Source organism: Pedococcus bigeumensis, assembly GCF_039531795.1.
GTDB lineage: Bacteria > Actinomycetota > Actinomycetes > Actinomycetales > Dermatophilaceae > Pedococcus > Pedococcus bigeumensis.
The window spans coordinates 843,511-861,915 of the sequence record NZ_BAAAQS010000003.1 but is presented as its reverse complement, the minus strand read 5'-3'; the positions used below and the strand labels follow the sequence as shown (position 1 = coordinate 861,915).

At 71.0% G+C, this 18,405-nt stretch carries 15 protein-coding genes, 3 tRNA genes and 2 pseudogenes; 14 read left to right on the top strand and 6 right to left on the bottom strand.

What is annotated here, in order from left to right; translation table 11 throughout:
• Window positions 1–65 precede the first annotated feature (65 nt).
• The 3 genes and pseudogenes from ABD262_RS14635 to ABD262_RS14625 form a co-directional block, all read right to left on the bottom strand.
• A pseudogene (locus ABD262_RS14635) lies at window positions 66–2,573 on the bottom strand (AMP-binding protein); the annotation flags it as partial.
• Window positions 2,574–2,651: 78 nt separating this feature from the next.
• The gene (locus tag ABD262_RS14630) at window positions 2,652–3,698 is read right to left on the bottom strand and encodes a hypothetical protein (RefSeq protein ID WP_344137624.1); all 1,047 of its coding nucleotides are present in this window, start codon (window positions 3,696–3,698) and stop codon (window positions 2,652–2,654) included.
• A 221-nt stretch (window positions 3,699–3,919) separates the two neighbouring features.
• A complete protein-coding gene (locus tag ABD262_RS14625; RefSeq protein ID WP_344137621.1) occupies window positions 3,920–4,756 on the bottom strand; it encodes an alpha/beta hydrolase in 837 nt (278 codons plus the stop codon).
• 77 nt (window positions 4,757–4,833) lie between these two features.
• Here ABD262_RS14625 and ABD262_RS14620 point away from each other — a divergent pair, with 77 nt between their 5' ends.
• The 9 genes from ABD262_RS14620 (at window position 4,834) to ABD262_RS14580 (ending at window position 10,813) form a co-directional block, all read left to right on the top strand.
• On the top strand, window positions 4,834–5,823 hold the full coding sequence (locus ABD262_RS14620; protein WP_344137618.1) for a pirin family protein: 990 nt from the start codon (window positions 4,834–4,836) through the stop codon (window positions 5,821–5,823).
• Window positions 5,820–6,893, top strand: coding sequence for a hypothetical protein (locus ABD262_RS14615; protein ID WP_344137615.1), 1,074 nt, complete (start codon window positions 5,820–5,822; stop codon window positions 6,891–6,893). Before ABD262_RS14620 ends, ABD262_RS14615 begins: the two co-directional genes overlap by 4 nt.
• A 35-nt stretch (window positions 6,894–6,928) precedes the next feature.
• Window positions 6,929–7,174, top strand: a complete 246-nt coding sequence (locus ABD262_RS14610) for a hypothetical protein (RefSeq protein WP_344137612.1) — start codon at window positions 6,929–6,931, stop codon at window positions 7,172–7,174.
• The gene (locus ABD262_RS14605; protein ID WP_344137608.1) at window positions 7,171–8,010 is read left to right on the top strand and encodes an SDR family NAD(P)-dependent oxidoreductase; all 840 of its coding nucleotides are present in this window, start codon (window positions 7,171–7,173) and stop codon (window positions 8,008–8,010) included. Before ABD262_RS14610 ends, ABD262_RS14605 begins: the two co-directional genes overlap by 4 nt.
• A gap of 42 nt (window positions 8,011–8,052) precedes the next feature.
• Complete coding sequence (locus tag ABD262_RS14600; protein WP_344137605.1) at window positions 8,053–9,105, top strand: PHP domain-containing protein; 1,053 nt, start codon at window positions 8,053–8,055, stop codon at window positions 9,103–9,105.
• 70 nt (window positions 9,106–9,175) lie between these two features.
• On the top strand, window positions 9,176–10,087 hold the full coding sequence (locus tag ABD262_RS14595; RefSeq protein WP_344137602.1) for a hypothetical protein: 912 nt from the start codon (window positions 9,176–9,178) through the stop codon (window positions 10,085–10,087).
• Window positions 10,084–10,458: a GntR family transcriptional regulator gene (locus ABD262_RS14590; protein WP_344137599.1), complete on the top strand. Its 375-nt coding sequence runs from the start codon at window positions 10,084–10,086 to the stop codon at window positions 10,456–10,458. Before ABD262_RS14595 ends, ABD262_RS14590 begins: the two co-directional genes overlap by 4 nt.
• A gap of 189 nt (window positions 10,459–10,647) precedes the next feature.
• Window positions 10,648–10,720 (top strand) — tRNA-Glu (locus ABD262_RS14585).
• 19 nt (window positions 10,721–10,739) lie between these two features.
• A tRNA-Asp gene (locus ABD262_RS14580) sits at window positions 10,740–10,813 on the top strand.
• 112 nt (window positions 10,814–10,925) lie between these two features.
• Here the strand turns inward: ABD262_RS14580 and ABD262_RS14575 are convergent.
• Window positions 10,926–11,852 (bottom strand): NADP-dependent oxidoreductase, encoded by a 927-nt coding sequence (locus ABD262_RS14575; RefSeq protein WP_344137596.1) that lies wholly within the window; start codon window positions 11,850–11,852, stop codon window positions 10,926–10,928.
• 159 nt (window positions 11,853–12,011) lie between these two features.
• Here ABD262_RS14575 and ABD262_RS14570 point away from each other — a divergent pair.
• A tRNA-Phe gene (locus ABD262_RS14570) sits at window positions 12,012–12,088 on the top strand.
• A 167-nt stretch (window positions 12,089–12,255) separates the two neighbouring features.
• On the opposite strand, the gene mobF is transcribed toward ABD262_RS14570, so the two are convergent.
• A complete protein-coding gene (gene mobF, locus ABD262_RS14565) occupies window positions 12,256–15,159 on the bottom strand; it encodes a MobF family relaxase (protein ID WP_344137593.1) in 2,904 nt (967 codons plus the stop codon).
• A 569-nt stretch (window positions 15,160–15,728) separates the two neighbouring features.
• Here mobF and ABD262_RS14560 point away from each other — a divergent pair.
• The 3 genes and pseudogenes from ABD262_RS14560 (at window position 15,729) to ABD262_RS14555 (ending at window position 17,050) form a co-directional block, all read left to right on the top strand.
• Complete coding sequence (locus ABD262_RS14560) at window positions 15,729–15,938, top strand: excisionase family DNA-binding protein (RefSeq protein ID WP_344137590.1); 210 nt, start codon at window positions 15,729–15,731, stop codon at window positions 15,936–15,938.
• Window positions 15,938–16,087: pseudogene (locus tag ABD262_RS19680) on the top strand (tyrosine-type recombinase/integrase); the annotation flags it as partial. The gene ABD262_RS14560 and the pseudogene ABD262_RS19680, both read left to right, overlap by 1 nt.
• Before the next feature lie 378 nt (window positions 16,088–16,465).
• Complete coding sequence (locus ABD262_RS14555; RefSeq protein ID WP_344137587.1) at window positions 16,466–17,050, top strand: site-specific integrase; 585 nt, start codon at window positions 16,466–16,468, stop codon at window positions 17,048–17,050.
• Between the two features lie 526 nt (window positions 17,051–17,576).
• Here the strand turns inward: ABD262_RS14555 and ABD262_RS14550 are convergent.
• Entirely contained in the window at window positions 17,577–18,137 is a 561-nt protein-coding gene (locus tag ABD262_RS14550; protein ID WP_344137584.1) for a hypothetical protein, read from the bottom strand.
• A gap of 71 nt (window positions 18,138–18,208) precedes the next feature.
• On the opposite strand from ABD262_RS14550, the gene ABD262_RS14545 reads away from it, so the two are divergent.
• A complete protein-coding gene (locus tag ABD262_RS14545) occupies window positions 18,209–18,370 on the top strand; it encodes a hypothetical protein (protein ID WP_344137581.1) in 162 nt (53 codons plus the stop codon).
• Window positions 18,371–18,405: the final 35 nt, after the last annotated feature.

The following is an 18,405-nucleotide window of genomic DNA, read 5'->3' as shown; positions in this document are numbered from 1 at the left end:
CAGCCCCAGGCCCTCCAGTAGGCGAGCCCGACCGCGAGCGAGGCCAGGACTGCGAGGCCCGAGCTGACGGGCATCACGTGCGGGTAGACGACGAAGTGCGTCACGTAGACGAACAGCGACGCGGACGCGACGGCCGACAGCGCGCCGACGGCCCGGGCCGGCACGGGGAGGGTCGGGACCCAGACCAGCACGAGCACGCCCGCGATGATCGTGGCCTCGCGACCCGGCATGGTCGGCCAGAACCCGGGCAGGGTGAGCACGGGGACCGCCGACACGAGGAGGCGTTGCCAGGTCGTCGTGGCCCGGCTGACCGCCCAACCGGTGGCGAACAACCAGAGGAGCACCAGCGCGTTGGCCCCGCGGTAGGGGCCCGCATCGGGGAACACCACGGCATACCTGGTCAGCAGGCCGAGCCCCACCAAGACCATCGGCACGGCGAAGGGGTGGCGGCGCTCCAGCCGGTCGAAGCCCGGCACGAGGCAGAGCAGGGCAGACCCGAGGAGCAGCGCCAGGAGGGCCTCCACGAACCAGAAGTGCCAGTGCGGACCCCAGCGGGCCCAGTCGCCAAGGACCTGGTTGAGCATGAGGACGTTGCGCCAGTCGTAGGTGCCGACGACGAGGGCGACGAGCCCGATCCACAGCGCGCTCGGGGCCCAGATGCGCAACGCTCCGAGCACGATCCTGGTCGCCCGCTCCCGCCGTGGTCGCCCGGTGAGCTGGAAGCGGGCGAGGTTGTAGCCGGCGATGACGAGCAGGGTGTGGGCCCCTCCGGGCAGCTCGGCGAGCTTCGTGTGGTTGGCGAGGATGAGGACCACCGCGAGCGCCCGGATGACGACGTTGGTCTCCACCCGACGCCAGCGAGGTCGGCGGCCGGGTGCCGGCCGCGTCGAGCCCGCGTCCGCCAGCTCGTCGGGGCTGAGCCGCTGCCAGTCGACAGGCAGCGTCCCGAGGACCTCCTCCAGTCGGACGGACACCTCGACGTAGGAGAGTGAGTCGCCGCCGAGGTCGACGAAGCTGGTCCGGGCGCTCGCGTCGGGGCGCCCCAGGAGCTCGCGGAAGAGGCCGACGACGAGGGTGCAGCGGTCGGCTCCCCTGGTGTCGGCCCGATCGGTGTCCACGTCGTTGACGGCCTCGAGCTGGCTGCGCATCGCGACGTAGTCGGGCTTGCCCGTGGACAGGATGGGGATCTCGCACCCGTCGAGGACCACGACCGCGGTGCGCGGGAGGCCGTGTCGCCCGGACACGACGGCGAGCAGCGCCTCGGCGTGGTCGGGGCGCGGGGTCACCACGCCGAGCCGACCGTCGAGGTCGACGCACCGCACCGGGCTGCCGTCGTCACCGACGTCGCGCTCGAGGTGGTCGAGGTCCAGCCGCAGGCCGAGCACCTTGGCGAACCGGCTGCGGCGACCGACCACCCGCACCACGCCTTCACTGTCGACCGTCCCCAGGTCGCCGGTACGCAGCTCGTGCACCGTCCGTCCGAGCGCCAGGTCGGCCGGCGAGCTCGCGTAGCCGAGCATCACGTTGGGGCCGGTGTAGACCAGCTCGCCGACCCCATCGAGGCCGGGGGTGCCGGCTCCCTGGTCGTCGAGGGGCTCGACGCGAAAGGCCCCGCCGGGCACCGCGACCCCGACCGCGTCGGGGTGCGTGGTCGCGAGCGCCGGGGGCAGCACCGCCATCCGCGCGGTGGCCTCGGTCTGCCCGTACATCGTGGAGAACCGCCACCCGCGCTCCGCGGCGAGCGCCCGGAACCGGGCTGCGGTCGCGGGCGGGAGCGCGCCACCGGCCTGCGTCAGGGTGCGCAGCCCGGGCAGGTCGAGCTCGCCGACGCCGACTCTCTCCAGGAGCTCGTAGGTGTGCGGCACCCCCGACAGGCCGGTGGCTCCCGACTGCCGGACGAGCTCCCAGTAGCAGGGGTCGACCACGGAGTAGTCGCTCAGGACGAGGCTGCCCCCGCACGCCAGGTGGCTGTGGACCACGGACAGCCCGTAGCTGTAGTGGACCGGGAGCGTGGCCATCGCGCGGTCGCGGTCACTGAGCGAGAGCGCCTCGACGATGGCGCTCGCGTTGCTGTCGAGGTTGTCGTGCGACAGCCGCACCAGCTTGGGGGAGCCCGTCGAGCCCGAGGTCGGGAGCAGCAGGGCGAGGTCGGGGTGCAGGTCGTGCTCCGGCGGGTCGTCCTGGGCCCGCATGGTCCAGCCGGAGTCGCGCCGCTGGACGACCGTCCCCGGACGGTAGAGCCGGGCCAGCCCTTCGACGTGCTCAGGGCGGTCGCCGGGTGCGAGCAGCACGACGTGCCCGCGGCTCAGGGCGGCCAGGTAGGTGACCAGCCAGTCGACCGTGTTCTCGGCGGCGATGAGGACCAGCTGGCGAGTGCCCGAGAGCCGCTCCGCCTCCGCCCGCACGGCAGCAGCCAGGTCGACGTAGGTGAGGCCAGCCCCCGGGTCGACGACGCACGGCCGGTCGCCCCACTCCTCGAGCCGCTGCAGGAAGCGGACCCGAGGTCGAGCAGTGGGGGGTCGACCCGGGTCGACCCCCCACCTGGCGCTGTCCGTGGCGTACGCGAGAGACACGCGACAACTATATTAGGGTTGGCTTACCTAACCAAGTCGTCATCCCCACCGCCCGCCAGGACGGTGTCGCTGCGATCCTCACCCTCCGGCTCGGGTGGGGATCCACAGGACAGGCTGGCCGTCGAGCCCCAGGACCCAGGACAGGTTGTTGATGGTCAGGGCCGTGGAGTAGGTCGAGTACGGCTCGGCCGCCTGGAGGGGAAGCGCGACAGGGCTGCGACGGACCGGGCTCCAGACGAACGGGGTCGCTCGCCCCAGCTGGTCGTCCCAGTAGCCGACGACCTGGCCGAGCTCGTTGATGCCGGTCGCGTGGCTGTAGACGTCCGGCACCCCGGGAAGGCTGGACATCCGCGCGGTCCTCGGGTCCCACCGGAAGGTGCGGTCGGTGAAGTCCCCCACGTTGTTGGTGTAGCCGACGACCTCACCCCGGTTGTTGATGCCCGTCGCGAAGGAGACCACGCTGTTCGGCAGGACGCCCAGGTCGTGCATGCGCCTGGACCACGGGTCCCAGCGGAACGCGTGGCCGAGGAACTGGCTCGTGCGGGCCCAACCGACGATCTGGCCGAGGTCGTTGATGGCACTTGCCGACGAAAAGTCCCCACCGAGGGTGCCCAGGTCGGACATCCGGCGGCTGCGGGGGTCCCACCGGAAGGCATGGCTGATTCCGTCGGCGGTGTCGGAGTCACCGACGACGACCCCGAAGTTGTTGATCGCCCAGGCTGTCGAGTAGTTCCCACCCAGCGTGCCCAGGTCGATCGGCTGCTGGCTACCGCGGTTCCAGAGCGCGGCGTGCGAGACGAGTCCGAAGCCCGAGGAGCCGACGATCTGGCCGAGGTCGTTCACCCCGTTTGCGACCGAGCGCGCACCGCCCAGATCGGTCATCAGCTTGGTGCGGGCGCTCCAGCTGAACGCGTGGCCGTCCCTCTCCCCGACGACGAGCCCGAGGTCACTGAGGTCGGTGACGTGCGCGTCGAACCCCAACGGGTGCTCCACGTAGCGGACGGAGGTGAGGCCGGCCTGGACGGTGTTGTCTGCGGTTGCTGCCCCTGCTGCGTGGGGGATCATCGCCAGGGCGAGGGCGGCCGTCGCGCCGACGGCGGCCTTCAGTGCGGTTGGTCGGGTCATGTGCGGTCCTCTCCAGGTCCGGCGCCTCCGGTAAGGCACCGGTGAACGGCGAGCTGCCGAACCCCTCCACCAGAGCACCCGGTCAGCGATCCCCCACAGGGACCTAAGGCCTGCGACAGGCGGCTGCACCCGGGGCGAGGACCCGTCCCACCCGGCCGAAGCAGGTCAACCCATTCGAAGTCGGTCAGGCCAGTCGGAGTCGCTCATGCAGTCGGAGGCCCTCACGCCAGTCGGAGTCGCTCCAGCGCCTCGAGCACCAGGGCGCCGAACTCCTCGGGGTGCGCGAAGGGGTTGTTGTGCGACCCCGGCAACACCACCGCACGGCTGGCGTCGCCGGCCCGGCGCGCGAGCAGGTCCAGCCAGTCGCGCGGGGCGAAGGAGTCCGCCTCGCCGGCCGTGACGGTGAGGGGCACGGTCAGCAGCCCCACCCTCTTGTCGGTCGGGTGCCGCCTGCCGGACTGCACGATGCGCGCGAGGTCGGTGCGCACCCGGGCGACGTCCTTGAGCACCACGAGCTCCCTCGGAGGGTCCTTCAGGTAGGCCGTGAGCGCAGCGGGAACCAGACCGCGCAGCCGGCGCTGCTCCGGGGTGAAGGTCGGCCCGCCCATCACCAGCTCCAGGGCGAGCCGGGTCCGCTGGACCCTCAGGACCGCTTCGAGGGCGACCTGCGAGCCGGTCGAGTGGCCGACCACGATGACCGGGCCCTCCTCCTGGCGGCGCAGCCACGCAGCGGCGAGCTCCGACAGTCCCGCGATCGTGGGGACCGCCCGCTGGCCGCGCCCGGCGCCTGAACCGCCACGACCGCGCCAGGCCAGGGCGTCGAGCAGCACGGTCTCGAGCCCTTGGGCGGCCAGGTGGCGAGCCAGCGGGATCAGGTAGCGGGGCAGGCCGAGACCAGGCACCAGCACCGCCATCCCCGGTCGGGTCGGGTCGCCCGCGCTCCGGGACACGCGCTCGACGGGCTGGGGCGTGAACCGGTGGATCCGCAGCCAGGTGCCCCCCACTCGCTCCCACTGGGTCGACTCGGCGACGTCGGACACCGCGTGGGCACTGCTCATGGGTTGGGCTCCGCGGGTCGTGGGGGACTGCTCGATGCTCCCCCAGACAACCACACCGGCGGTGCGACACTGGCTTCGTGAGCAACGTCGAGACGCAACCGCAGGAGACCGTCTGCCCCACGACGCCACCCACCGACGGCGTGGAGGTCCTCGAGCCGCGTGAAGTGCCCCTCGGCGGCCCCCGCGCGATGACCGTGCGGCGCACCCTCCCCCAGCGGCAGCGCTCCCTCATCGGCGCCTGGTGCTTCGCCGACCACTACGGCCCGGACGACGTGGGGGCGACCGGTGGCATGGACGTCCCGCCCCACCCGCACTGCGGGCTCCAGACGGTGAGCTGGCTCTTCACCGGCGAGATCGAGCACCGCGACAGCCTGGGCTCGCACGCCCTGGTGCGTCCCGGCGCGGTGAACCTCATGACCGGCGGTCTCGGCATCGCCCACTCCGAGGTGTCCACGCCCGGCACCACCGTCCTGCACGGGGCCCAGCTCTGGGTCGCACTGCCGGAGGCGCATCGCAACGCCCCCAAGGACTTCCAGCACCACGAGCCCCGGCCGATCCGGCTGGACGGCGCCACCCTCAGCGTCTTCCTCGGCAGCCTGGCCGGCCAGACCTCCCCGGTCGAGACGTTCACGCCCCTGCTCGGCGCGGAGGTGACCGTCGACGCCGGTGCAAGCGTCGAGCTCGCTCTCGACCCGGCATACGAGCACGGGGTGCTGGCCGACAGCGAGGGGCTCACCGTGAACGGCACGGCCACTGCTCGCAGCGCGATGGCCTACCTCCCCACCCACACCCACACCCTCGTGCTCGCCAACACGTCCGACGAACCGGCGCGGGCGCTGCTCCTCGGCGGCCCGCCGTTCGACGAGGAGATCGTCATGTGGTGGAACTTCGTGGGGCGCAGCCACGAGGACATCGTCGCCGCGCGCGACGAGTGGATGGCCCACTCCGCGCGCTTCGGCGAGGTAGAGGGGTATGCCGGTGACGTCCAGCACCTGCCGGCGCCCCCGATCCCGGCCGTGCGGATCCGCCCGCGTGGCAACGCTGCTCGTCACACCCGGGACTCGTGAAGCAGCTGCTGCGCGAGCGGTGGTGGCGTCTCGCCGTGGCCGCCGCGCTCTGCCTCCTCGTCGCGCTCGGGGTGACGTCCTTCCTCCTCTCGCCGAGGACCACCGGGGTCGAGGGCGACTGGTCGACTCGGGCCGTCGACGGTCGGGTGGTCGCCGGACGGGCCGTGCTGAGCGGCGACCACAGGGCGCTCGACCTGCACACCGGCAAGACGGTCACGCTCGGCTCGGTCCGTGGAGGGGTGCCCTACGTGGCCGATGACCGGCTCGTCATCGCGAGCCCCGGACGGGTCGACTCGGCGAGGCTCGATGCCACCGCCCGCTGGACCTGGCGGGCCGCGGCCGGCGATACGGTCGCGCCCGTGGCGGCCAGCGGTGGCAGCACGATCGTCCTCGCCTGTCCCGCGACGGGCCGCTGCCGACTCGTCGGTCTCGACGCCCAGGGCAGGGAGAGCTGGGTGTCCACCGGCGTCGACCGGCGTGAGCCGCTGCCCTCCGGACCGCTGCCGCGGGTTGACGCGACCAGTGCGGGCGGAGGCGTCCTGGTGACCGACCCGGCGAGCGGGCGGGCAGCCCTGCAGCCCGGACGGTCGTTCGTCGCGCTCCCCGACGGGCCGGTCGTCACCGAGGTGGTGCAGGACGGCAGGTGCGTGATCGCCGCCTACGTCAGTGCGGACGCGGCCTGGACCCGGGTGCTGCCGAGCTGCCCCACGTCCGAGCCACCACGGCTCTCCACGGACCCCCGCGACCCGACTGTCGCGACCGTCACCTGGCCGTCCACGACCGCCCGTCTCGACCTCGCGACCGGGAAGCCCGTCGCCTCGGCTCCAGACCGGAGCAACGGCCAGGTCGTGGCGCGAGGAGGCGGGCTGACTGCCACTGCGTCACGGAAGTCGTTGCCCACCAACCCGTTTCGCTGGGGCAGGACGGTCACGGTGTTGCAGCTGCTCGACGACCGGTCGGGCGACGTCCGGGGCCAGGTGGCGTCCGACCACACCCTCACCCTGCTCCACCTCGACCGGTCCTCGGTCGTCGTGCGCGACGGTGACGAGGTCGTCCGCTACACGTTCTGACCTTCAACGGTCGGCTCGTGGGGCAGACTGGCCGCATGAGCCCGACCTCTGGCGGCAGCCCCGGCAACCGCCCCACCGGCATCGCCGCGTTCGCCCCGATCATCGTCGCCGTCTGCACGATCGTCATCGTGCGCGAGGTAATGGCGGCGGTGCTGCCCGACCTCAGCTCGTGGTTCGCGTTCATCATCGCGCTGGCCGTCGGCTGGCTCGCCTATGCCGGGGTCGAGCGGCTGTACGACCGACGCAACGACCGGTCCAACGGACCGCGCGGCCAGTCGTGAGCCCGGCCCCCACCGGCCCCGTCCTCGTCACCGGCTGCTCGTCGGGGATCGGCCTCGCCACGGCGCAGGCGCTGCTCGACGCCGGACACATCGTCTACGCCACCGCCCGCCGCCCCGAGACCCTGACCGGGCTGGCGTCCAGCGGTGCCCGGACCCTTGCCCTCGACGTCACCTCCGAGGAGTCGATGTCGGTGGCGGTGAAGTCGATCGAGGCGGAGCACGGCCGGGTGGGCGCACTCGTCAACAACGCCGGCTACGGCGAGTACGGCACCATCGAGGAGACCGACCTCGAGAAGGTCCGGACGATGTTCGAGACCAACGTGTTCGGCCTCGCCCGGCTGACCCAGCTCGTCCTGCCCGCCATGCGCGACGCGGGCGAGGGGCGCATCGTCAACATCGGCTCGATGGGTGGCCGCTTCACCTTCCCCGTCGGCGGCTACTACCACTCGACCAAGTACGCCGTGGAGGCGCTGAGCGACGCGCTGCGCAACGAGGTCCGCAGGTTCGGCATCGGCGTCAGCCTCATCGAGCCGGGGCTCATCCGCACGGGCTTCGAGGGCACCGCCCTGAGCTCCGGCGCCGCTGCGGCACAAGGCAGCTCGCCGTATGCCGCGCTGCTGGCTTCCAGCGCCAGCAACACCCGGGGCGGCTACGGCAACCGGATGATCTCCGCCGGGCCGGAGTCAGTCGCCAAGGTCGTCCGGCGGGCGATCGAGTCCGGCCACCCGAAGCCGCGCTACGTCGTGACCCCCGCGGCGCGAGCCCTGATCGCCACCCGGACCCTCGGCGGCGCGCGTCTGTGGGACCTCATGATGCGGGCGCAGTTCAACGGCTGACGGCTCACGGCGGCCCTCGGCGCCCGCCCTAGACTCGACCGCGTGGTCGCCGCCGTCGAACCCCTCACCGCCCCCGTCGAGCCCGACGAGGCCCTGCGGCGCATCGCCTTCCTCCTGGAGCGTGAACGGGCCGGCACCTACCGCGTCGAGGCCTTCCGCAAGGCCGTCGTCACGGTCCGTGAGACGGCCGAGGAGGAGCTCCGGAGCCGTCATGAGGCCGGGACGCTGCAGGACCTCCCCGGCATCGGCAAGTCCACCGCAGCGGTGGTGAGCGAGGCCCTCGACGGTGAGCTCCCGGCATACCTGGCGTCGTTGCAGGGCAAGGCGAAGCCCCTCGCCCAGGGCGGCGGGGAGCTGCTCGCGCAGATCAAGGGCGACTGCCACTCGCACTCGAACTGGTCGGACGGCGGGAGTCCCATCGAGGAGATGGTGCTGACCGCGGTCGAGCTCGGCCACGAGTGGCTGGTGCTCACCGACCACTCCCCCCAGCTGCGCGTCGCCAACGGCCTCACCGCCGAGCGGCTCACCAAGCAGCTCGCCATCGTCGAGGCGGTCAACGCCTCGCTCGACGGCCAGTTCCGGCTGCTGAAGGGGATCGAGGTGGACATCCTCGACGACGGCGCCCTCGACCAGACCGACACCATGCTGGGCCGTCTCGACCTGGTCACCGCGAGCGTCCACTCCAAGCTCAGGATGAACCGGGCGCCGATGACCAAGCGGATGGTGACGGCCGTGTCGAACCCGCGCGTCAACGTCCTCGGTCACTGCACCGGTCGGCTCGTCGAGGGGTCCCGCGGCAAGCGACCCCAGTCGGACTTCGACGCCCAGGCGGTCTTCGAGGCCTGCGCGGAACACGGCACGGCAGTCGAGATCAACAGCCGTCCGGAGCGCCGGGACCCCCCGGACGAGCTGATCCGGCTGGCGATGGACCTCGGCTGCCTCTTCGCCATCGACTCCGACGCCCACGCGCCCGGTCAGCTGGAGATGAAGGCCTACGGCTGCGAACGCGCCGAGGCCCTCGGGATCGACCCCGACCGGATCGTCACCACCTGGGACGTCGAGCGGCTGCTGGAGTGGGTGGCTGCCGCGACATGACCGAAAGGGCTTGACGACTCCCCGACATCAATGTCTTAATGAGTTAAGTCATTGATACAAAGGAGTCGTGATGGTCGTCGGTGTTGCCGGACTGCTGTTCATGCCCGTCGTCCTGGGGATCCTCGTCGCCGGGGCGATCCGGCTGGTCGACACCCTGCAGTCGCAGGGGGCGGCGCGCGCCGCACAGGCGCGCTCGCTGGCCGCCTCGGCGGCCACCGGGGTCGCGGGGCTCGCCGCCACCCTGGCCTGGCTGGGACTGGCGAGCAGCCTCACCCTCGACCTCCGCCTCGCCACGCTGCCCGCGCTCGGCTGCAGCGTCGCCGTCCTCACCGCTGCCGTCGCGGAGCTCACCTGGCCACGCCCCACCGGTGTCGTGCGCACGGCGAGCCTCGGGGGTCGGCGCGCCACCTCCCCGGCGTGGCTGCCCCGTCTGGTCGGGGTCGGACTGGTCGCCACCGTCGCGGCCCTCGTCATCGGCAGCCTGACGGCCGCACCCGACGGACGCTCCTTCGCACGCAGGACCACCGAGGTCACCGCCGCGGGGAGCCCCTACCCCGGCTCGTCCTACGCCGTGGCCGTCGGGATCGCGGTCGCGGTGCTGGCCCTGGCCACCTGGTTGGCCTGGGCCCGGGTCGACGCGCGGCCAGCCCTCGGCCCGGGCCACGAGGCCCTCGACGAAGCCGTCCGCGGCGCCTCCATGGTGCGGGTGCTCCGACCGGCCGCCGTCGGCTCCCTCAGCACGGCGGCGGGCCTCTGGCTCACCATGGGGGCGACGGTCAACAGCGTGACCCAGAACCTCCGCATGAACGACGCAGGCAGCCCCCAGCCGCCCTTCGACTGGGTGCAGGACCTCGGCTTCGCGGCGACGGCGATCGGCCTGGCGCTGCTCCTGCTGACCCTCGGCGCGCTCGGGGTGGGAAGCCCGCGCCTCCCCCGCCAGGAGGCCGCGCCCGCCCCCGACGCCGTCAAGGCCGACGCGTGAGCGAGCTGCTCGTCACCATCGACCTGGGGGCGGCCGAGCCGCCGTACGAACAGGTGCGCGCCCAGCTGGCGGGTCTCATCGCCCGGGGCAGCCTCGCCGAGGGCGACCGGCTGCCGACCGTGCGCGCACTGGCCGCCGACCTGGGGCTGGCGGTCAACACCGTCGCCCGCGCCTACAAGGAGCTGGAGGCCGAGGGGTTGGTGACCACCCGACGCCGGGCCGGGACGGTCGTGGCGGCCGGCTCGCAGCCGCTGGATGTCGCCCTCAACCGCAGCGCCGCGGAGTACGCCATCCGGGCCGCACGGGCCGGGCTGAGCGAGTCGGCGGCCGTCGACCTGGTGCGGGCCGCGCTGCGCGAGGCGCGAGCCTGACCGGTCCCCGGCCCACGGCGCGACCGACCCGCACGACCGACCCGCACGGCCGGGCTGGATCGGGCTCGGGGAGCTGGCCGGATCGGGCGCCCGGGGCCGTTTTGGTTATCCGGGCAGTCTGCCCGTATGCTTTCGCGAGTCCTCGACGGATCCGCGCCTGGCGCTAAACGGCGGGGGGCCGTTGAACTGGTCCCCATCGTCTAGCGGCCTAGGACCCCGCCCTTTCACGGCGGTAGCACGGGTTCGAATCCCGTTGGGGATACGCAACACAGCACCACCAAGGCCCCGTAGCGCAGTTGGTTAGCGCGCCGCCCTGTCACGGCGGAGGTCGCCGGTTCGAGCCCGGTCGGGGTCGCCCCACACGAAGGGCCCGCACGAGAGTGCGGGCCCTTCGGCATGTTCCGGTACCACGACCGGAGGTCGGGTGCCTGGGACGGGCCAGCAGCGCCGCCTCAGGCACCCGAACCTCAGTCGGTGCTGACCTCGATGGCGATCTTGCCGCGCACGTGGCCGGTCTGGCTCAGCTCGAACGCCTTCGGCACGTCGGCGAGCTGGAACACCTCGGCGACCGGCACGGTCAGCTTGCCGTCGTCGGCGAGGTCGCCCAGGGCGGTCAGGTCGTCCGCGTTGGGACGCACCCACGCCGAGATGCCACCGGCCTCGGCCACGGTCCCGTCAGCGATCGACCCGTGGCGCCCACCGTCCTTGAGGACCGCCAGGGTGGTCTCCAGGACACCACCGACGAAGTCGGCCACGACGTCCACGCCGTCGGGGGCGAGCTCACGCACGCGCTCGGCCAGCCCGTCGGCATACGACACCGGCTCGGCGCCCAGCCCGCGCAGGAACTCGTGGTTCGCCTCGGAGGCGGTGCCGATCACGCGGGCGCCGAGCGCCTTGGCGATCTGGACCGCGAGGAGGCCGACGCCACCCGCGGCGGCGTGCACCAGCACGGTCTCGCCCTCCTTGAGCCCCAGCCGCGCGAGCAGCTGGTATGCCGTGAGGCCGGCGAGCGGGAGGCCGGCGGCCTGGTGCCAGTCGAGCGACTTCGGCTTGCGGGCGACGGTGCGCACGGGTGCGGTGACGAGCTCGGCGAAGGTGCCGCCCTGCACCCAGTCCTTGCGGGCGTAGGCGATGACCTCGTCGCCCACCGACCACTCGGGGGTGTCGAGGCCGACGGCCTCGACGACTCCGGCGACGTCCCAGCCCGGGATCGCGGGGAAGCTCACGACCATGAGGCCGTCGAGGTAGCCCTTGGCCACCTTCCAGTCGACGGGGTTCACGCTCGCGCTGCGCACGCGGATCAGCACCTCACCGGGACCGACCTTGGGATCGGCCACGTCGGTGAGCTGGAGGGTGTCGGGGTCGCCGTACTCGGCGTAGGTGATTGCCTTCATGTCCAGCGCAACTTCGTTTGCACACGCGGGTATTCCGCGAATGCACCCGGGTGTGAGATAGCCCCCACGATCGGCTATGATCCTCCAGTCGCGACGGTCCCCCGGGCTACGGCACGAGGCCGCCGCGATCGCATGTCCGCCGCCACGGACGTGCGATACGGCCAGGTAGCTCAGTTGGTACGAGCGTCCGACTGAAAATCGGAAGGTCGGCGGTTCGACCCCGCCCCTGGCCACCACCCGAAGCCGCAGGTCAGAGCCCTCTGACCTGCGGCTTTACGGATCCGGCGACACTCCGATGGAAGGGTCGACTGCCCGCCAATGACCGCGATTGACCCGTAATAGCCGAGAGATGTTGCACGAGATGTTGCACGGCGGGGTGGATGCCGCCGCGCTCGCCATCGCCTCAGGGGCCTTCGCGTGCTGGGAAAGTCGTTCCTCGTGGTTCGATCCGCGAGGTCGGCCACTGGGGCGCCTGTTCGGCCCGTCGGACGTGGGTGGCGGGAGTGTCGACGCCTGAGGTCGTGATGACGGTGCGGAGCACGTCTGCGGGAGGGGCGGGACCGATGGAGCCATGGCTGGTGGCGAGATCAGGGTCGTGGGCGGTGTCGACGTAGAGCCTGTTGGATTCGCGCCCGCGGGTGGCCATGACGTACAGCGGCTCACGCATGGTGCTGGCGCTCACGTAGGCGTGGGCGGTGTCGACGGTGCGACCCTGGGCGCGGTGCGCCGTAGTGGCGTACCCCAGCGCGACATGGTCGGCGACGTAGTCCGCGGGCAGGATCGCAGTCTCCCCGGTCTCCGTCCTTGCGACTCGCATCGACCCGTCGTCCCCTGTCTCGCGGACGATCCAGTCGTCGCCGTTCTTGACCCAGCCTCGCCCGCTTGCAAGGGCGCGAACATTGAGCCGGGTGACGATGACATCGCCGACCCCGATGGTGGTCCCGTCGGCGGTGGTGACACTGCCGCCAGCGACGTCACCTGTGGACACTCGGTGGGCTCGGGCACGGGCATTGAGATCCCCAACGCTTTGTGCGTCGGTGGAGATCATCAGCGATGATCGACCCGCGAGAGTGTCGGTGAGCCATGAGTCGAACAGCAGGTCGAGCATGTCTTCCCGCGCACCCGACTCGACTCGACCGTGCTGGAGGTAGGTGTCTGCCGCGGCGGGGTTCCCGGCGCGCAGCTGGAGGGTGGCGTCGCGTTCCCATTCGTGGCGGAACCGTCGTACGTCGTGCAGGGTCGGGGCGTCGTCGCCGCGGTCGTCGGCCAGCAGCTTGAACGCGCCGCCCGCCTGCACTGGGGACAGCTGTGCCCAGTCCCCGACCAGCAGGACTTTCGCCCCCGCCCGGGACGCGATGGCGGTGATGTGGTCGAGGTCTTTGGTGGCGGCCATGGAGGCTTCGTCGATGATGACCAGCTGACCGGGCCGCAGGGTCCACCGGGCGTGTGCCGCCCGCTCGGCCGCGGCCTGCTGCTGCAGTTGACGGGTGGCCACGCAGGGGTAGGCGCCGGCGAGCCGGGTGGCGTACTGGCGCAGGCGAACTTCGCGTTCGGGGGTGCGGTGGTTCTCGCTGATCCACTTCGCGGTGTTCTCGGTCGGGACGCCGACGGCGTCCGCCAGCACTTCCGCGGCTGCCGCCGACGGCGCCAACCCGATCACCGACCCGGGCCCGAAGGTGGCTTCCCACGCGGCGCGGACCCCGGCCATGGTGGTGGACTTCCCCGTCCCCGCCGCCCCGACAAGCACGTCAAGCCTGCGCCCAGAGGTGACGACCGCGGCGACCGCATGCACCTGCTCCGCGGACAACAGGTGTTCCCGCCCTGGGGCCACCAGGCGGGCCAGCTTGGCAGCGACCCGTGGGTGGACCACCGGACCGTCGGCCGCCTGCCCAGCGGTCAGCAGGCGAGCCTCCGCGTCCAGGATCTCGCGGGTGGCATAGACCTCGCTGTTGCGGGCCCGCAGCCTGTTCGTGCCGTCTGGCCGGAGCAGGTGCGCGGGCAGGAGCTCGGTCGCGACTGGGGTGAGCCTCACGGCCCTGTCGGCTGCGAGGGTCGCGGTCCGTTCCGCGACGTTGATGCGGTCGCCGGGGGTGGCGAACCGGACTCCATGAAACTGTCGGTGCGTCTCGGCGACCAGGTTCGCCCGGGTGAACGTGGCCCGCTTCTCGGCGACCTTGGCCAGCACGAGCGTGGCGGTGTCGGCCAGGATCCCCTCCCCCAGATCGGTTGCGGTCAGCAGCCGTTGCTGGTGTCGGCCGGCCAACTGGTTCACCCACGACGTCTGGTCGGTCCCTATGAAATCGGCGGCCCGTTCGCGCCAGGTCTCGACGAGCTCGTTCAAGGGGCGAACGTGCTTGTCGCCTCGGCTGGCGAGGGTGGCCTGCTGCCGCAGCTGGATGACCTCACGGGTCGTGGGCTGGTGCCCGTGCGAGGCGGCAAACTCGTCGATGAGGTCGTCCTTGGCGCGTTCGATGGCGGTGGTGCGCTGAGAGAACTCAGCCCGCAGCCCCTTCGGGACGCCCTCCACTTCCCACTTCTGCTCCGCTGAGCGGCGCCGCGCCTCGGGCACCCACGCCCACCCCAGCTCGCGAGTGAGCTCGTCGGCGAGCAGCCCGTTGTACAGCTCCGACATCCCCACTACCGCCCGGAACAACGCCTTCGAATCAAGCGTCCGCCACCGGCCATCAACCGCGGACTGGGCCCTGTTCATCACGACCACGTGGGTGTGCAGCTGGGGGTCGCCGGCACGGGAGTCCCAATGGTCGAACGCGGCCGCGACCACGCCGCGCACGTCCTCACTGATCGCGCCGCCATGGCCGGTGCGGGTGGCGAACACCTCGGACTCGCCATAGGCGATGACCGCCTCCAAGGCGCGCCAGTGGGCCGCATGAATCCTGGCGCGAGTGGGTTCGTCGGCGAGCGCCCAGGCGACCGACACCGACTTGGGCGCAGAGAAGGTCAAGTCGAAGCCTGCCACCGACTGGCGCGCCTTGCGCACCCGGCCGAGATGGTCGACGAACACCATCCCCGGTCCCGTCGGCGGACGTCCCAGCTGCTCCGCCGTGACCGGGTCCTGCAGCATCCCCAGCATCCGCCACAGCTGCTCCTCGGTCACCACCGACCCGCACTCGACGCCTGCCCCGCCCGTGAGGCCAGCCAAGCCTGAGCCGAGGTACCGTCCGGGTGGGGTGCCGTGGGCGGCGTAGTACGCAGTGAGTCCGCCAGCCGGGCCGGTCTCGTCCCGCCGGGCGACCGATGACATCAGGTACCGGTAGCCGGCACCCAGAGTCATCCGTCTGATCGACATTGTCACACCGCGCCAACGCGACTCCGGGGGCACCATCGGAACCACGAGCCCCACACCTTGGTGCCAGACGTGTGAAGCGCGTTTGGTCGGTCAGACGGGCGGCGTGAGGTAGCGGGCGGTCAGGTCGGGGTTTGATCGGCGACGAACAGGTCGCTGACTGGACCGAATGCGACGGGGCGGCGAAGGCAATGCTGGACCCGCGGGAAAGCGGCATGGCTGGAGGATTTTGCCCAAGGGCCTTCGCCCGACTACGTAGGCACGCCCGCTAGGGATGGGGCGCCGTGATGCGCTGCCCGGCTGTCAGGTCGTCGCTACACATGCGGTCCATGCCCCGAATCCCCGCGGGTCCGGTCCTCGACCGCGACTCCACCGGGGGCAGGCCGGACTGGCTTGCGCCCTTGAGTTCTCTGCAACGAGAGCGAGACGCGTGAAGTCAAGACGGGCTCAAGAAGCGGTGATCCACTCCATCTACGCTCCGCAGATTTCACCCGGAGAAATAGAGAACCTTCGAATTGAGCGGGGCACGGGGTCGAATGGTGACCCCTCGCGTCGGTTATCTAGACAACAGGATGGAGGACGTCATGGATCGACTACTCACCGTCGATGAGGCTGCAGCGATGCTTGGCACCACCACGCGGTTTCCCCGTCGCCTGATCGCCGAGCGTCGCATCAAGTTCGTCCGCCTGGGCCGGCATGTCCGCATCTCCGAGCGGGAACTCGAAGCCTTCATTGATGCGGGTACCGTCAACGCCGTCTCCTCGCATGTCGGCGTTCGCTGATGCCTCGTCGCCGATTCGGGCTGGTCCGGCGACTCCCCTCCGGAAGGTTCCAAGCGTCGTACATCGACCCAGACGGTGCCCGTCAGACGGCCCCTGAAACCTACGGGACGGAAGCAGACGCTGCCCGCTTCCTCGACCGCATCGAGCGTGAGATCAAGCGCGGACACTGGACGCAGGACGAAGGGCTGGGTCGACGCACCCTTCGGGAATGCTGTGAGGCCTACCTCGAGGAGAACCCGCGAGTTGGGTTGCGATGGGCAGAGACATGCCGCCGCAACATGCGGCTCCACATGTCCGAGCTCCTGGACATGCCAATCATCAACATCACCTCACCCGTCGTACGAGCCTGGCATGCGAAGGCACTACGCGGGAACGGTGGCAGAACCTCAATCAGCCAGTCATACCGGCTCATGAGGTCGGTCCTGAACGTTGCGGTTCAGGACGGTGCCATCTTGCGGAATCCTTGCCAGATCCCCGGCGCAGGCGCCCAGCGCAGTCCGGAGAGGACTATCGCAACGCCGGCCCAGGTGGCTCAACTCGTCGACGAGACCACGCATCGCTTCCGTGCTGCCGTGGTGCTCGCGGCCTGGTGTGGGCTGCGACGTGGCGAGATCTGCGCCCTGCGCACCGAAGATGTCGACCTGCAGTCGGGCGTCGTTCGCGTGCGGAGGAACTACGTCGAACTGCTCGAGCAGCCAACACGATTCGAGAAGGACCCCAAAAGCGACGCGGGCAAGCGCACAGTCACCATTCCCCCTCACGTCTTGCCAGTCCTCAAGGACCACGCGGAGGCGTTCGCAGGCGCCGAGTTCTTCTTCGTGGACCGGTACGGTCACAGGGCCCGAGGCAACGCGATCTACCAGGCCTACGTCCGGGCACGAAAGAAGGTCGGGGTCGACATCTCGTTTCACGACCTCCGGCACACCGGACAGAGCCTCGCTGCTGCTACTGGCGCCAGCCTCGTGGACCTCAAGAAGCGTCTTGGCCACTCATCGACAGCCGCCGCCCAGCGATACATGCACGCAGTAGAAGGCCGGGACGCACAGATCGCCAAGGCCCTCTCCGACATGGCCCTCGACGGCGATGCCACGAAGCTCCCCAAAAGCTTCTGAAGCACGAGATAGTGCACGAAGACGTCGCGCTCTACCCAACAACCCCGCGCTGACCTGCGTATCTGCGTATGTCTGAAGATCGGAGGGTCGGAAGTTCGGCCCCGCACTGGTCAAGTCCCACGGCAAGTCCGGAGTCGTCGAGGATCGGAGGCGGTAACGGGCGACAAGGTAGGTCGCCAGCCGACAATGGTGGCATCGCGGCCCGTGTCATCCCCACGAGGACCTCGTGATCGACGGGGCGACCGTGTGGCGCTCAGGCGACGCCCCTGGGACTGGCCAATGGCCACGCATGGTGGAACCAACGATCCTGGCGACCCGTGCGGTCTCGGGTGACACTAGGGACGAAGGTCCCGGGCGCCTGCAGCAACTGTCCGAGGGTTCGACTTGGCAGTCGTCTCCAGCCGTTGGACGGCGCCTGCGCAGCCGGTGGCGACACGGCAGGCATCCCCACACCGCACCCCTGCCGCATCAGCCTGGTGCTTGGAGCCGGCGGTGGCGGGCCAGTCGGCGGTGAGGCCCCTGGACTTCAGGTGGGACCAGGCGCCGTCGCCGGGTCAGCGACCGGCACCCCGGCAGAGTCTGCGGCCATCACGGCGGCACGCGCCCCCCGCAGCCATCGGCGGATAGTCACCCGGCCGGCTCGGTGCAGAACCGTCCGGTCCAGCACCACCCCCACCCGACCCAACGGCGGGCGGTAGCTGCCGACCAGGGCTACCCGGCTCCGGCCGGCCTCGCACCCGGTGATCTCCAGGTTCGCGTCAAGGGTTGGAAACAGGTCCCCCGCCGGCCCGGTGGCCGACCAGCGCAGCGGTATCACGGTGACGCCATCTCGGACATTCGCCCGCATGGTGTCCACCTCAACGGTCTTGCTCAACCCGGCAAACCCAGCGCGCATCAGCACCCGCCCCCCGGCGGCCAGCGCATCGGCTGCTGCGATCTCACCGCCCCCGACGGCCAGCCATGAGGAAAGACGCTGACAGGTGCGCTCCACGGCGGAGTCCACGCGGATCTCTTCGGATAAGAACACACCCCATCCCACGCCGGGCGGCGCGGACCGGTAAGGGTCTTTGGTCCCGTTGCTCGGCACCCTCCGATGATGGCTTGACCAGGAAGCAGGGTCAGAACTGGACGGGATCGGCGATCCGCTATCGCCCAAAGATGCCGTCGTCCTCACGCTGGACGTGCCGGTCGAGGTGGGCGACGAGGCCGCTGAGCCGCTACGTCGCTGCCGACGGCGAGGTCGTCGCCATCCCGACGGAGCGCCACGCCTTGAGCGCGGTCACCGACGCGGTGGTCCTGCTCACCGTGGCGCTGCACTGACGCCCGCTGCACTCAGCCACGCTGCACGGTGGTCG

Bases quoted from the DNA above. Each gene is read 5' to 3' on its own strand.
- ABD262_RS14560 (WP_344137590.1), top strand. From the start codon at position 15,729: ATGGAGGACGTCATGGATCGACTACTCACCGTCGATGAGGCTGCAGCG.
- ABD262_RS14625 (WP_344137621.1), bottom strand. From the start codon at position 4,756: ATGAGCAGTGCCCACGCGGTGTCCGACGTCGCCGAGTCGACCCAGTGG.
- ABD262_RS14575 (WP_344137596.1), bottom strand. From the start codon at position 11,852: ATGAAGGCAATCACCTACGCCGAGTACGGCGACCCCGACACCCTCCAG.
- ABD262_RS14630 (WP_344137624.1), bottom strand. From the start codon at position 3,698: ATGACCCGACCAACCGCACTGAAGGCCGCCGTCGGCGCGACGGCCGCC.
- ABD262_RS14545 (WP_344137581.1), top strand. From the start codon at position 18,209: ATGCCGTCGTCCTCACGCTGGACGTGCCGGTCGAGGTGGGCGACGAGG.
- ABD262_RS14595 (WP_344137602.1), top strand. From the start codon at position 9,176: ATGGTCGTCGGTGTTGCCGGACTGCTGTTCATGCCCGTCGTCCTGGGG.
- mobF (WP_344137593.1), bottom strand. From the start codon at position 15,159: ATGTCGATCAGACGGATGACTCTGGGTGCCGGCTACCGGTACCTGATG.
- ABD262_RS14610 (WP_344137612.1), top strand. From the start codon at position 6,929: ATGAGCCCGACCTCTGGCGGCAGCCCCGGCAACCGCCCCACCGGCATC.